The sequence below is a fragment of the Tamilnaduibacter salinus genome, from assembly GCF_003096655.1.
Taxonomy (GTDB): Bacteria; Pseudomonadota; Gammaproteobacteria; order Pseudomonadales; family Oleiphilaceae; genus Tamilnaduibacter; species Tamilnaduibacter salinus.
This window is the reverse complement of the sequence record NZ_QEKQ01000003.1, coordinates 326,943-341,966: the sequence shown is the minus strand read 5'-3', so window position 1 is coordinate 341,966 and position 15,024 is coordinate 326,943. Positions and strand designations below refer to the sequence as shown.

The window sequence follows — 15,024 nt, the reverse complement described above, 5'->3', positions numbered from 1 at the left end:
CCGGCGCGGAGTGACCATGTCTGCCAAGGCAGCCCCTTTTGCCGTTCTGACGGACATCGCCAAACGCAGCCGATCGCTGGCCGAGGGCCTGCCGGCCCAGCAGGAGGCCGTGGAGCTGTGGAACGGCATCGGTTTTGAGCTGGCTGGCGAGCGATATGTTGCCCCCATGGGCGAAGTCGTGGAAATCCTTCACCTGCCCCGTTATACCCACATTCCCGGCGTCCGCAGCTTCATGATGGGCGCCGCCAACGTGCGCGGCCGACTGCTCCCGATGATCGACCTGTCCCAGTTTCTGGAGCTGCCCCGACAGGCACGCGCCAGCCGGAACCGTCGAGTCCTGATCGTCGAGCACGGTGACGTGTTCAGTGGACTGGTCGTGGACGGGGTGTCCGGGATGCAGTACTTCGCCGTCGAGAATGAAGTGGACAATCCCGCCCACCTTCCGGAACGGGTCAAGCCGTTTCTTCAGGGCGGTTACCGGCGTAACGAGGAAATCTGGAACGTGTTCTCCACGTTTCGCCTGGTCGAGGACGAGCAGTTTCTGGATGTCGCCCAGTGGTAACGGCGGTTGCCGCATCCCCAGCAGGGCGGTCATCACGGGCGCGGCCATCGCGGCAGTGCCCGACGAACACGGGCGGACGGGACGGCAGGCCCGTCCGTCCAACCATCACACTGACAAGGGATTCACTTGCCAACGATAGAGGGCCGGGAGCCAGAAAATGAAGAATAGAGCTGGAAAGTTCAGCGCCGGACAGGGGGCCAACAAGCTTGTTGCCAGCCTGATCGGTGCGCTGATTATACTCACCATCCTCCTGGTGGCCGTGCTGTTCGTGATCAACCGGGACAGCCAGAACGACCAGGCCTACATCGCGCACGCCAGTGAGCTGCGGGTTCTGTCCCAGGAGATCGCCAAGAACGCCTCGGAAGCCGCTGGTGGAACCGCCGAAGCATTCGAGCAGCTCAACCGCTCCCGGGACGAATTTGCCCGGCTCTGGGGATATCTGACCGAAGGCAACACGGAAACCGGCCTCCCGCCCAGTGAACTGGCCGCCGGCAGTGGGGTACAGGCACTCTGGACCCAGGTCCGGAACCGGGCCGACACCATCGTTGCGAACCGCGAGGCGGTGCTCAGCCTGCACGAGGTCGCCCGGACACTGAACGAAACGATCCCCCAGCTTCAGGTCGAGTACGACAACATCGTACAGATCCTGCTGGAGAACGACGCTCCGGCCTCACAGGTGGCACTGGCACAGGAACAGTCACTGCTGGCCGAACGGATCGCACGATCGGTGAACAACATCCTCTCCGGTGACGAAGACGCCGTAACCGCGGCCGACCAGTTTGGCCGGGACGCCGCCCGTTTCGGGCAGGTGCTCGAAGGCCAGCTCAGCGGCAGTCCGGCCTCCGGCATCTCGCAGGTCCGGGATGAAGACGCCATCTACGGTCTCGAGGCGGTTGCGGAGCAGTTCCAGTTTGTCTCTGAAAACGTCGACGCCATCCTGCAGGCTTCTCCCGACCTGTTCACTGTACGTCGCGCCGCCAACCAGATCTTCCAGACTTCCCAGTCCCTGCTGTCAGAGACGTCCAATCTGGCGGACGCGTTCCGGAGTCAGGCCGAGTCCCGTTTCATCGGCCCGACGCTGGCCTACATCATCCTCGCCGCCCTGATTGGCGTGGCCGTCCTGATTGGTGTCGCCCTCTATCGCGCCTCCCAGGAACGCCTGGCCACGACACAGGAGCAGAACGAACAGAACCAGAACGCGATCCTGCGACTGCTGGACGAGCTGGCCGACCTCGCCGATGGTGACCTGACCACCGAGGCCACGGTCACCGAGGACTTCACCGGCGCCATCGCCGACTCGATCAACTACGCCATCGACCAGATGCGCGGTCTGGTCCAGGCCATTCGTGGCACCGCCGTCCGGGTGTCCTCAGCGGCTCAGGAAACCCAGTCCACGGCCATGCACCTGGCCGACGCCTCCGAGCACCAGGCCCAGGAAATCGCTGGTGCCTCAGCGGCCGTAAACGAGATGGCCGTCTCGATCGACCAGGTGTCGTCCAACGCGTCCGAATCCTCGGCGGTTGCGGAACGATCGGTATCGATCGCGAAGAAAGGCGCCGAGGTGGTGCAGAACACCATCAAGGGCATGGACAACATCCGCGAGCAGATCCAGGAAACCTCCAAGCGGATCAAGCGACTGGGCGAATCCTCCCAGGAAATCGGCGACATCGTCTCGCTGATCAACGACATCGCCGACCAGACCAACATCCTGTCGCTGAACGCGGCGATCCAGGCAAGCATGGCGGGCGATGCCGGCCGCGGTTTCGCGGTGGTTGCCGACGAGGTCCAGCGCCTGGCGGAACGCTCCTCTGCTGCGACCAAACAGATCGAAGCACTGGTCAAGACGATCCAGTCGGACACCAACGAAGCCGTCATCTCGATGGAACACACCACCTCCGAGGTGGTACGTGGCGCCCGCCTGGCTCAGGACGCCGGTGTCGCCCTGGAGGAGATCGAGAACGTTTCCACCAGTCTGGCGGAGCTGATCCAGAACATCTCCAACGCGGCCCGTCAGCAGGCGTCTTCCGCGGCGCACATTTCCAACACCATGAACGTCATCCAGGAGATCACCTCACAGACCTCCTCCGGCACCAACGCCACGGCCAAATCCATCGGCAACCTGGCGGAAATGGCCGGCGAGCTGCGGTCCTCCGTGGCCGGCTTCACGCTGCCTGAAGGGGACCTGCCGGACGAAGAGGCACAAGAGGCGTCCGGGGAGACCCCGGACGGAGACGACGACGAGGACGACAACAACGTCCCGGTCGTCAACTGATCAACGTCGGACAGGTGTTGCACTGACTGATGGCCATGGCTGAGGCGCGACAACCCATGCACCCGGGAATCTGGACGCTGCGCCCACTGCCGGAAATGGACGACGACCAGTTCCGGCAGTGGCAGACGCTGCTGGAAGAGCGGACCGGCATGACACTGAGCCCGGAGCGCCGCTCCTTCCTGCAGACCAATCTGGGCATCCGGATGCGGGAGATCGGTTGCGAGAGCTATCAGGCGTATTATGAAAAGGTGGTCTCCGGTCCCGGCGCCATTGTCGAGTGGACCACTCTCGTCGACCGTCTGACGGTCCAGGAGACACGCTTTTTCCGGGACGGGGAAGCCTTTCGCCTGGTTTCCGACTACGTCATGACCCGGCCAAGGGATCTGCTCCGGCATCGCCCGCTGGAAGCCTGGAGTGTGGGCTGTTCCACCGGCGAGGAGCCGTACACGCTCGCCATGCTGCTGGATCAATGCATGGAACAGCTGGCACTGCCGCCACTATTCGGCATCACCGGTTCGGACATCAGTAAGCCGGCGATCCAGAAGGCGCGCGATGGCCTGTACGGCGCCCGCAAACTCGCCGGTATGGACGAGGCAATGCGGTCACGGTATTTCCAGCCGGCCGGTGCAGACCAGTGGCAGGTCATTCCGAGCGTCCGGCAGCGGGTCTGCTTCACGCGGCTCAATGTGCTGGACCTCAAGAATGCGCCGATGCATGGCATGAATATCATTTTCTGCCAGAACCTGTTGATCTATTTCCGCCGCTGGCGGCGCCGGGAAATCGTGAAGCGGCTGACGGAATGCCTGGCTCCGGGCGGGCTGCTGGTTCTCGGTCAGGGGGAGCTCGACGATTGGCAACACCCCTCACTGCAGCGCGTGCCATCGGATAATGTTCTGGCGTGGATTCGCCGCCAGACGGACGGAGAGTAACCGGAGTCGTTATGGCCAACCACCATGACAGCATCGCCCTGGACTGGGTTCGGGACGAGATACAGGACACGCTCAACCAGGGCCAGAAGGCTCTGGAGGCGTTTGTCGAAAACCGGGAGGACACCGCCCGTCTGCGCTTCTGCCTGAATCACCTGCATCAGGTACACGGCACGCTGAAGATGGTGGAGCTCTCCGGGGCAGCCCTGCTCACTGATGAGATGGAGCGACTGGCGCAGGCCATCCTCAATCACACGGTGACCACACAGGACGAAGCCGTCGATGTGCTGATGCAGGCCATCCTGCAACTACCGCAATATCTCGAACATCTGGGCAGCAGTCGCGATGACTTTCCAATGGTGTTGCTGCCGCTGCTCAACGACCTGCGTGCCGCCCGTGGCGAGTCACTGCTGTCGGATAATGCCCTGTTTACGCCGGATCTCACACCAGCCCGGATTGATGCCCCCGCCGGGGCATCCGCCCGGCTTCAGGACGAAAAGGTCAGCGGCCATGTGCGCAAACTGCGCCAGATGTTCCAGTTCGCCCTGGCCGGCGTGGTCCGCGAAACCGACCTGGATTCCCATTTTGATTACCTGCAGAAGGTTCTCGATCGACTGATCCGGCTTAGCCATCGCACGCCCCGGGAAGAGCTCTGGCGGGCAGCGGCCGGCTTCGTGGAAACCTTGCGCGGGCGTCATAATCCGGTCAACTCAGCGGTCAAACAACTGCTGCGGCAACTGGATGCGGAAATCCGTCGGCTGCTTGATGAAGCCGTCGATATTCTCCAGCAGCCGGTACCGGAAACCCTGCTCAAGCACCTGCTCTACTACGTGGCCCGGGCTAACGATCTGGATTCGGAACCGATCCAGGACCTGCGCCAGCGATACCGCCTGGACGAGGCCCTGCCGTCGGACGAACAGGTAGCCGACGCCCGCAGTCGGACCTCGGGCCCGGGAAGACAGGCGATTCACTCGGTCGTGGATGCCCTCAACGAGGAACTGGCCCGCCTCAAGGACCAACTGGACCTGTTCGTCCGCGCCACGGACCGCGACGCCAGTGAACTGGAGGAGCTTCAGCCCGGGCTGGAGCAGGTGGCCAACACCCTGAACGTTCTCAACCTGTACATTCCCGCACGGGTGATCAACGAGCAGATTGAACTGATTTCGGAGCTGACCTCTGGCCGAAGAGACGCCGATGACGGCACCCTGATGGACATTGCCGGGGCCCTGCTTTACATCGAGTCCACACTCGCCGGTCTCGACGACGACTACACCGACTCCCAGCACGACGATGGGGCGGACAGCACGACCCGTTACAGTCGCTACGAGCTGGGCGAGGCCAACAGCGCATTGCTCCGCGAGGCCCGCAATTCGCTGGAGCAGGTCAAGACAGCGATCGTCAATTTCATCGCCTCTCAGTGGGACGTCCGGGAGATCAACCACGTCCCCGGTCTGCTGCACAGCATCCGTGGCGGGCTGGACCTGATTCCGCTGGAGGAAACCAGCGACATTCTCGGGTCGGCCCAGCGCTATGTGACCGACGTGCTTCTCGAAGGCCAGCGCGTCCCGGACTGGCGCCAGCTCGACACGCTGGCCGATCTGTTCACGAGCATTGAGTACTATCTCGAACGCCTCGCCGAGGGCATTGGCGAGAACACTGCAATTCTCGACGTTGCCCGCGACAGCCTGGTGACTCTCGGCTTCCCGGCGGGTGAAGAACCCACCTGGCAGGAAGACGCATCGGCGCCGGTTCCCGAGCTGGAGGAGGCCCCTCAGCCAGAACCGGAGACGACTGGCGGCGATGCCGACCTAGTGGACGATGAGATCCTGGAGATCTTTATCGAGGAGGCCGGCGAAGTTCTGGAAACCATTCGTGAGTTCTACCCCCGGCTTCGCCAGGACCAGGACGATCGTGAGGCGCTGACCGAAGTCCGCCGAGCCTTCCATACACTCAAAGGCAGTGGCCGTCTCGTGGGTGCCAGCGACATTGGCGAGTTGGCCTGGTCCGTCGAGAACCTGCTGAACCGGGTTATTGACCGCTCAGTCGCTCTCACGGACGAGGTGTTCGAACTGATCGACACCGTCATCAACCGGGTTCCGGATCTGATCGATGCCTTCCGGGACGGTCGGCGCCCCGAGGGCATAACACCGCTAATGGAACAGGCGGATGCCCTGGCGACCACCCGGGTCACGGATGAGAGCGCCGAAGGCCCGGACGACAGTGAGCCAGAACCGGAAGTCACTGAAACGACCGTCTCCGAGATCGACCCGACGTCGGAAGCCGAAGCGGTCGAGGAGCCAGACGACACGCCCGCTGTGCAGGAGGGCACCGCTGAGGATCAGTCGCCCGGGGCAGACGCCGGAGACGACGACCTGATCGATGACGAGATTCTGGAGATCTTCATCGAGGAGGCGGACGAGGTTCTCGAAGCCATCCGGGAATACCTGCCGTCACTGATGAATCAGTACGAGGACCGCACAGCCCTCACCGAAGTCCGCCGGGCGTTCCACACCCTCAAGGGCAGTGGCCGCATGGTGGAAGCCAACGTCATCGGCGAGTTGGCGTGGTCCATCGAGAACATGCTCAACCGGGTCATCGACGGCACCATTTTCATGAACGATGACGTGGCCAGCCTGCTGCAGGATGTTGTGGGAGTGATCCCCGACCTGGTTGAGGACTTCAAACACCAGCGCTCCGCGTCGGTTGACACGACCCCATACGAGAATCGCGCCAACACGCTGGCCGCCGGGGAAATTCCCGAGTCCGAGCCCATGCCGGAAGACCTCACGCCGGCTTCCGATACGACACCGGCCGGCCCCGAGACCGGGCCTGCGCCGGCGGAGGAAGACGAGGCGGATGAGGTCGATCCGGTCCTGCTCGAGATCTTCGAGAGCGAAGCCCAGACCCATCTGGAGACCCTGAACGAATTTCTGGAGCGGGTCCGCGGGCAGGACAGCGCCGCCTACAACGACGACCTGTCCCGGGCGCTGCACACCCTGAAGGGATCGGCCAACACAGCGGGCATACAGCCCATCGCCCGGGTGATTACCCCGCTCGAGAAGTTCATCAAGCATGAGCGCGCCGAAAGCCATCGCGCCGACACGGATATCCTGGAGCTGCTCGAGCGCGCCAGCAGGTTCGTGGAAAAGGGACTGGCCCAATTACACGACAGCCCGCAAGCCACGCTACCCGGCACGGATGATTTTCTCGCCAAACTGGACGAACGGGCCGGACAGGCCATTTCCGATGAATCGGCCAGCAGTGCCGAAAGCGAGCCGGCGGCACGCCCGGACCCACAACTGATCCAGCTGTTCCTGAGCGAGGGCCTGGATATCCTGCTGAATGCGGACTCTGCCCTGGCGGACTGGTCCGGCGAGCCGGAGCGGCGCGATACGCCGGAACAACTCGGCGCGGAGCTGCGCAAATTGGCGCGTGGCGCCGAGGTCGCGGGCCTGACCGAGGTTTCCGAGCTCGCCGATCTGCTGGATCGCAACTACGCCGCCATCCAGTCCAGTGACATCACGCCTGACGATGATTTCTTTGACGTCGCCAGGGCCGGCCATGAATCCCTGATCAACATCATGGATCAGGTCGCCGCCGGTCTGGCCCCCCGACCGGACACAGAGCTGCTTGATCGGCTGAAAGACTCGCTGGACGGCCTCCACCAGAATGCCGACGCGGCCTTCTCGGCCGACCTCGCCGCCATCGACAGCAGTTTCGAGGACGACTTGCCGCCGGTTCCGGAAACCGACGAGACCGATGGTGAAGCGGACGACACGACAACAGACGCGGATGCCAGCGAAGCAGGACACACCGGCGACACCACCACCGATAAGGACGAACACATCCCTGAGCCGCCGCGGGTCGACGATGACCAGGCCGTTGAAGAATCCGCCGCCGCGACCGAAACGCCCTCAGCGGAGCCGGAAGCCGGAACCACCAGCGAAGGGGCGCTGACGGACCTCGACCCCGAGCTGGTGGAAATCTTCCTGGAAGAAGCCTACGACCTGATCAACAGCACCGGCAGCGCACTGCACAGCTGGAGCGAGAACCCGGACGACCGTGCCATTGCGGCCGAGTTACAGCGCGATGTCCACACGCTCAAGGGCGGCGCCCGTATGGCCGGCGTGGATGCCATCAGCGATCTGTCCCATGTGCTGGAAGACCTGTTTGAAAAAGTCTCCGAAGGCAGCCTCTCCGGCGACGATCGCCTGCACGATCTGCTGTTCGCCTGCCATGACCGGCTCGCGGAAATGGTCGATCAGGTCGCCGCCTCCCAAAACTGCCCACCAGCCCATGAGTTGGTGACACAGGTGCAGTCGTGGATGACGGGCGAATCCCCGGCCACCGAAGCACCAGCGCCAGAACCAGAGCCCATGGCGGAACCCGACGAGAGCGACAGCCCGCCGGAACCGACCGATGACACGGCGACGGAGCCGTCACCGACCGACACGGGCGAGCCCGAACCCGCGGATCGCGACGAAGACCTGATCGGCATCTTCCTCGACGAGGCGGTGGAGATCCGCGACGCCATCCGTGAATGCCTCGACCAGTGGCGGGAGGATGCCGAGGGGCTGACCGGCGTCACCGACCTTCAGCAGGAACTGCACACACTCAAGGGCGGCGCCCGACTGGCCGACATGGACGCCGTCGCCGATCTGGCGGAAGTCTGGCATGACCGCCTCGAGGACCTGGTCGCCGGCCAGGCCGACGGTCCGACAATGCTGTCGCTCAGCGATCAGGCACTGTCGCACTTCAACCAGATGATCACCGCCCTGGAAGACGGCGGCACGCCCGATCCGGTCCCCGAGCTGCTGGCCGCCTTTGGTGGTGAGGAGCCCCCCGCAGGGGCTACAGACGACGCATCGGCCGGCGCCACCGACGAGGGTACCGTGGATCAGCCCGAGACGGTTGATGCCGAAGTGCTGGAGATCTTCCTTGAGGAAGCCGGGGAGATTCTCGACGACCTGGAGAACCGGCTGGCCGAGTGGCGCCAGAACCCGAAAAACAGTCAGCTGAACCAGGACATTCAGCGGTCGCTGCACACGCTCAAAGGCGGCGCGCGATTGGCCCAGCTGACCGAACTGGGTGACCGCTCCCACGCGTTCGAGACCCGCCTGATTGATCTGGGCGGCAACGAGCCGGACGCCGAGGCCTGGAAGGCGATCACGGCCGACCACGACGCCATTACCGGCATGGTGGAGACGATCCGCCAGCGTTACGAAGCCGCGGGCGACGGTCCGGTGACCGTGCCACACGCCCCGGATTCGGCGGAAGCGGAAGCGCCATCAGAGCCGGCCTCGGCGCCGGAGAAAGCCAGCGAACCGCCGGCCACGGACCAGGCACCGGAGGCCGCACCGCAACAGGAAGCCGCCAAACCCACAGCGAAAGATCAGCAGAAAGCGCCGGCGAACCGTCGTCAGGAGGCGGGCCGGTCGCAGGAAACGGTCCGCGTCTCCGCGCCACTGCTGGACGATCTGGTGAACCTGGCCGGCGAAACCAGTATTACCCGGAGTCGTCTCGAGCAGCAGTCCAGCGATTTCGGGCACACGCTGGACGAAATGGCCGCCACCATCGAACGTCTTCGCGAGCAGCTGCGCCGGATGGACATTGAGACCGAGGCGCAGATCCTGTTCCGCGCCGAGCAGGAACATGGCCCGGACTACACCGAGGACTTCGACCCGCTGGAGATGGACCGCTACTCCTCCATCCAGCAGCTGTCCCGGGCACTGAGCGAGTCCACCTCGGACCTGGCGGACCTGCGCGAAACCCTGTCCGACCGGGTACGGGACAGCGAGACGCTGCTGGTCCAGCAGTCGCGGATCAACACCGAGTTGCAGGAAGGGCTGATGAAGACACGGATGATTCCGTTCTCATCCATGATGCCCCGCCTGCGCCGGATCGTTCGTCAGATCTCCGGCGAACTGGACAAACAGGTCACCTTCGACGTCCGCAACGCCGAAGGCGAGATGGACCGCAGCATTCTCGAGCGCATGATCGCGCCGCTGGAACACATGCTGCGCAACGCCGTCGACCACGGCATTGAGGAACCGGACGAACGCCGCACCGCCGGCAAGCCCGAAACCGGTGAGATCACCCTGTCGCTGACCCGCGAGGGCGGCGAGGTGGTCCTGCGCCTGATTGACGACGGCGGCGGTATAGACAGCCGCAAGGTCCGCGAAAAAGCAGTCCGGCAGGGCCTGATGGAGGATCACGAAGACCTCTCGGACCGGGAAATCCTCCAGTTCATCCTGCAGCCCGGCTTCTCGACCGCCGCCAAGGTGACGCAGATTTCCGGCCGTGGCGTCGGCATGGACGTGGTCGCCAGCGAGATCAAACAGCTCGGCGGCAGTCTCGACATCGATTCGGCACTCGGCAAGGGCACCACCTTCACCGTTCGGCTGCCATTCACGGTATCGGTCAACCGGGCGCTGATGGTCTCCACCGGCGAGGACTACTACGCCATCCCGCTCAACACCATCGAAGGCATTGTGCGGGTCAGCACCTACGAGCTGGAGGAGTATTACAAGCCCAACGCGCCCCTGTACGAGTACGCCGGTCAGGAATACCGGCTCCAGTACCTGGGCAGCCTGCTACACAGTGATCACCATCCCAAGCTCCAGGGCCAGGCATTGCCTCTGCCGGTGATTCTGGTGCGTGGCGCCGAGCAGCCGATGGCACTCCAGGTCGACAGCATCATGGGCAGTCGCGAAATCGTGGTGAAATCCCTCGGGCCGCAGTTTACCTCGGTCCGGGGCGTGTCCGGCGCGACCCTGCTGGGTGACGGCAACGTGGTCGTGATTCTTGATCTACCGGCCATGATCCGTTCCGACATTCTGTCAGAGCGCCAGCGCGCTGCCGCCGTCCCCGATACGCTCGAGAGTCATTCCCGCGAAGACCAGCCGACACTGGTCATGGTGGTGGACGACTCGGTTACGGTCCGGAAGGTCACGGGGCGTCTGCTGGAGCGTAACGGCATGGATGTCATGACGGCGAAAGACGGTCTGGATGCGGTTGCCCAGCTCCAGGATCATCGCCCGGACATCGTGCTGCTGGACATCGAAATGCCACGTATGGATGGCTTCGAAGTGGCGAGCTTCATCCGCCACGACGAGGCGCTGAGCGACACGCCCATCTGCATGATCACCTCCCGGACCGGTCAGAAACACCGGGAGCGGGCCGAGGGCATCGGGGTCAACGAGTACCTCGGCAAACCGTTCCAGGAAACGGAGCTGCTCAACACCATCGAGCGGCTGACCGGACCCGGAGAATGACCGGCAAAGACCGCCAGGGAGTGGCAATCCTCTCAGACTGCCCGCTGCAACGCGGGCGGTTGCAGGAGGCCACGGGGAAGTTCGGTCTGACGACCACCTTCATCGGGGACAGCGAGCGGCTCATGGGCTGGCCCACCATGCCCGAGCCGGCTCTCTGGCTGCTGAGCCTGAAGGACGAAGCCGACCATCCGGCGCTGTTCGACTACCTGCTGGAGCGGACCGACGCGCCCATCCTGTTTGGTCTCGACCCGGCTCCGGACTCCGGTTCCACCGAGTACTTCCGCTGGGAGCGCCGCCTACTGGCCAAACTCGAAAAACAGCTCGGCCCACTGGAACAGCTGGACGACTCCGGCAGCCTCGAGGCATTGGATGAGCCGGAGGGAAGTGCCGCGCCACAGCGCCTGCAGCGCCCCCACTGGATACCGTCTGTGGATCGCAGCCAGCCGGCGGAGGAAGTCTGGATGCTGGGCGCCTCTCTGGGGGGACCGGCTGCCATCAAGGCGTTTCTCGACCAGCTCCCGGAGGATCTCCCGGTGGGCTTTGTCTACGCCCAGCACATCGACGATCACTTCACCGATGTACTGGGACGGGTCTTGGGGCGTCATGCCCACTACTCGCTGAAGTCACCGGAGCCGGGTGACCGGATCTATCCGGGGGATGTGGTCCTGATGCCGGTGGAGAATGAGTGGATGGTCGACCGCGAGGGCCGGCTACAGCCGAAGGACAATGACTGGCCAGGTCCTTACGGCCCGTCCATCGATCAGGTACTGTTGAATATGGCCGACTACTACGGCGCCCGCTGCCACGCTATCCTGTTTTCCGGGATGGGCAATGACGGCGCCATCGCCGCACCCCTGCTCCGCGCCTTTGGCAGCCGGATCTGGGTGCAGGAAAGCGCCAGCTGCGGCAACAGTTCCATGCCGGACTCGGTGGCGGCTACCGGCTGCGCGTCGTTTGCCGGCACCCCTGGGGAGCTGGCACGACAGCTGGTTCAGACCATCGAGGAATCCTGCCTGCTGCGGGGCAGGCCACCGCAAACGTCTGCGTGAGGTAAGGCACCATGGCCGAAGAAGCAAACCTGCTGGGTTGCGTCCTGATTCCCGTTCATGACCGGGAGCTGCTGCTGCCCAACGTCTCGATCGCCGAGATCGTCGACTATGCGCAGCCGGAAGCCGCCGATGCCGGCCCCGAATGGCTGAGCGGCTATCTGGACTGGCGCGGGCTCAAACTCCCGATCATCTCCTATGACGCCGCCAACGGAGGTCCGGCGGTGCCGCCCGGCAGCGGCCGTGGCCGCATCGCCGTGCTCAACACCATCGGCCCGCATCACAGTGAACGCCCCTTCCTGGCCATGGTGACCCAGGGTATTCCGAGCCAGACCCGGCTGAGCGAGGACCAGATCCAGCGTCTCGATCTCGAACCCGGCCCGGCGGATCTCATGGCCGTCGACGTGGAAGGCCAGACCGCTATGATCCCCAATCTGGAGCATCTGGAAGAACTCGCCCGACAGGCGCCACTCGCCTGACGGGACGACCTTCCACATAGGGCCCATTGTCGAATTGCGATGTTATACTGTCGCAAATTCGACGATGTGACCGGTGCTGCCATGTCTGCCAGAGCACTCCCTTACCGCCCCCACAACCACGATGCCTGCGTCGCCCGGGCCCTGAATGATGCCCGGGAACGTTGCCAGGAACATGGCGCCCGTCTGACGCCAATCCGGGAACGGGTGCTGGAGCTGATCTGGCAGTCCCACCGGCCACTGGGTGCCTACGAGCTGCTTGGCGCGCTCACCACGGACGGCCACAGCGCCGCACCACCGACCGTGTACCGGGCCCTCGACTTTCTCCAGCAGCATGGACTCGTCCACCGCATCGCGTCACTGAACGCATTCATCGGCTGCAGCCACCCGGGCGACCGGCACACGGGCTGCTTCCTGATCTGCCAGACCTGCCGGAACGTGCTGGAGCTGTCGGAACCGGCCATTGACGAGGCGATCGGTGGCGCTGCGCAGGCCCAGGGGTTTGCCATGCGCGAGAGCACACTGGAAATTGCCGGCCTTTGCCCAGCCTGCCAGGAGGCGCCGGATGGCGGATGAACTGGTCCGGCTCGACGATGCCAGCATCCACCTGGGCGGGCAGGCGATCGTTGATCGCGTGAACCTGACCATCCGCCGGGGCGATGTGATCACCATCATCGGCCCCAACGGCGCCGGCAAAACCACGCTGATCAAGGCCATACTGGGCATCCATCGGCTGACCGCCGGCACCATCACGCGGGAACCCGGGCTGACGACCGGCTACGTCCCCCAGCACACCCATTTCCAGCCCACGCTCCCGCTCACCGTCAAGCGCTTCATGGCTCTGACCGGCGCCTCGGAAGCCGACTGCCGTCGGGCGCTGGAGCAGACGTCAGTGGGGCATCTCTACCACAGTACCGTGCACCACCTGTCCGGCGGTGAAACCCAGCGCCTGCTGATCGCCCGGGCCCTGGTGCGCGAGCCGGACCTGCTGGTGCTGGACGAACCTGCCCAGGGTGTCGACGTCAATGGCCAGGCCGCGCTTTACGAGCTGATCCGCGAGCTTCGCGACCGGCTCCACTGCGGCGTCATCATGATTTCCCACGATCTCCATCTGGTCATGTCGGCCACCGACCGGGTCATCTGTCTGAACCAGCACATATGCTGCAGCGGCTATCCCGAGCAGGTGTCCCACGACCCAGCGTTTGTCGAGTTGTTCGGCCAGCACGTTGCCCGCTCTGTTGCGGTCTATCACCACCACCACAACCACGATCACGACCTCCATGGCGACGTGGTGCCACCAACGGATTCCCATGCTGTTTGATGCCATTCTGAATGACTTCTTCTGGCGGGCGCTGCTCGGCGGCCTTGGGGTCGTGCTGGTGGCAGGACCTCTGGGCTGCTTTATGGTCTGGCGCCGGATGGCCTATTTCGGGGCCACGCTCTCCCATTCCGCTCTGCTGGGCGTGGCCCTTGGAACGCTGTTCCAGATCCAGCTCAACCTCAGCATTGCCGTTGTGTCGATTCTTATCTCCATTGTGCTCATGGGGCTGACTCGTATCCAGTCGCTGGCCACCGATACGCTCCTGGGCATCCTCGCCCACAGCGCGTTGGCGATCGGCCTGATCACACTGGCCTTCATGCCCGATGTGCGTGTCGACCTGACCGCCTACCTGTTCGGCGACCTGCTGGCAATGACCCGTGAGGACCTGCTCTGGATATACGGCGGTGCCGCCATTGTTCTGGCGCTACTGGCCTGGCTCTGGCGTGGCCTGCTGATGAGCACGGTGCATGAGGAACTGGCAAGGGTGGAAGGGCTGCCGGTCGAACGCCTGCGACTCGCCCTGATGCTGATGTTCTCGCTGGTCATTGCCGTGGCGATGAAAATCGTCGGCGTCCTGCTGATCACCGCCCTGCTGATCATTCCCGCGGCGACGGCCCGGCGGCTGGCCAAAACGCCGGAACAGATGGTGGGTCTGGCCGTGGTGGCGGGCATGCTGTCCGTCGGCGGCGGTCTGTCCATGTCCTGGAATCTGGACTCCCCGGCCGGCCCATCCATTGTCGTGGCCGCGTTCCTGCTCTTCCTGCTGACCTACGGGCTGGCCATTCCCCGTCGTCAGAACTGATCAAAGCGTCTTATGGGTCCCGTCGCACAGCGGCGGATCGCCCGTGCGCTTGCAGCCGCAGAACCAGATCCATTCGGTCCGTTCCGCCTGGAACGGCACCGGTGCGAAGGACGTGCCCTTATGGGACCCGTCGCAGAATGGCTGGGATTCGCTGCGACCACACGCACACCAGACATAGCGCTGACCGGCCTCGACAGCGACCGCACAGGGTGTCTTACGTGGCATCTCCGGCTGAACCTCTTCGGTCGTCATCCTGAACCTCCCGCAATCAACATCCGTCATGGTCAGTGTAGATGACAGCAAATCCTTTGTTTGAATATTGCTTTTTTGGCATATATCATAAAC

The 15,024-nt window shown here is 63.9% G+C and carries 10 protein-coding genes; 9 read left to right on the top strand and 1 reads right to left on the bottom strand.

Annotated elements, in window-relative coordinates; all coding sequences use genetic code 11:
• Window positions 1–16 precede the first annotated feature (16 nt).
• The 9 genes from C8D92_RS06585 (at window position 17) to znuB (ending at window position 14,679) form a co-directional block, all read left to right on the top strand.
• A complete protein-coding gene (locus C8D92_RS06585; protein ID WP_095611629.1) occupies window positions 17–562 on the top strand; it encodes a chemotaxis protein CheW in 546 nt (181 codons plus the stop codon).
• A 157-nt stretch (window positions 563–719) separates the two neighbouring features.
• Window positions 720–2,834 carry a methyl-accepting chemotaxis protein gene (locus C8D92_RS06580; RefSeq protein WP_095611628.1) on the top strand — a complete coding sequence of 705 codons (2,115 nt, stop codon included), beginning with the start codon at window positions 720–722 and terminating at the stop codon, window positions 2,832–2,834.
• A 29-nt stretch (window positions 2,835–2,863) separates the two neighbouring features.
• Window positions 2,864–3,763, top strand: coding sequence for a CheR family methyltransferase (locus C8D92_RS06575; RefSeq protein WP_409456179.1), 900 nt, complete (start codon window positions 2,864–2,866; stop codon window positions 3,761–3,763).
• 11 nt (window positions 3,764–3,774) lie between these two features.
• A complete protein-coding gene (locus tag C8D92_RS06570; protein ID WP_116918801.1) occupies window positions 3,775–11,034 on the top strand; it encodes an Hpt domain-containing protein in 7,260 nt (2,419 codons plus the stop codon).
• The gene (locus tag C8D92_RS06565) at window positions 11,031–12,083 is read left to right on the top strand and encodes a chemotaxis protein CheB (protein ID WP_116918800.1); all 1,053 of its coding nucleotides are present in this window, start codon (window positions 11,031–11,033) and stop codon (window positions 12,081–12,083) included. The genes C8D92_RS06570 and C8D92_RS06565 overlap by 4 nt, the downstream gene beginning before the upstream one ends.
• Window positions 12,084–12,094: 11 nt before the next feature.
• On the top strand, window positions 12,095–12,559 hold the full coding sequence (locus C8D92_RS06560) for a chemotaxis protein CheW (RefSeq protein ID WP_095611625.1): 465 nt from the start codon (window positions 12,095–12,097) through the stop codon (window positions 12,557–12,559).
• Window positions 12,560–12,640: 81 nt separating this feature from the next.
• Window positions 12,641–13,132: a Fur family transcriptional regulator gene (locus C8D92_RS06555; RefSeq protein WP_116918851.1), complete on the top strand. Its 492-nt coding sequence runs from the start codon at window positions 12,641–12,643 to the stop codon at window positions 13,130–13,132.
• Window positions 13,122–13,877 carry a zinc ABC transporter ATP-binding protein ZnuC gene (gene znuC, locus C8D92_RS06550; RefSeq protein WP_095611623.1) on the top strand — a complete coding sequence of 252 codons (756 nt, stop codon included), beginning with the start codon at window positions 13,122–13,124 and terminating at the stop codon, window positions 13,875–13,877. The genes C8D92_RS06555 and znuC overlap by 11 nt, the downstream gene beginning before the upstream one ends.
• On the top strand, window positions 13,867–14,679 hold the full coding sequence (gene znuB, locus C8D92_RS06545; RefSeq protein ID WP_207775130.1) for a zinc ABC transporter permease subunit ZnuB: 813 nt from the start codon (window positions 13,867–13,869) through the stop codon (window positions 14,677–14,679). Before znuC ends, znuB begins: the two co-directional genes overlap by 11 nt.
• Here znuB and C8D92_RS06540 read toward each other — a convergent pair whose 3' ends face one another.
• Window positions 14,680–14,931, bottom strand: coding sequence for a CDGSH iron-sulfur domain-containing protein (locus tag C8D92_RS06540; RefSeq protein ID WP_095611622.1), 252 nt, complete (start codon window positions 14,929–14,931; stop codon window positions 14,680–14,682).
• Window positions 14,932–15,024 lie beyond the last annotated feature (93 nt).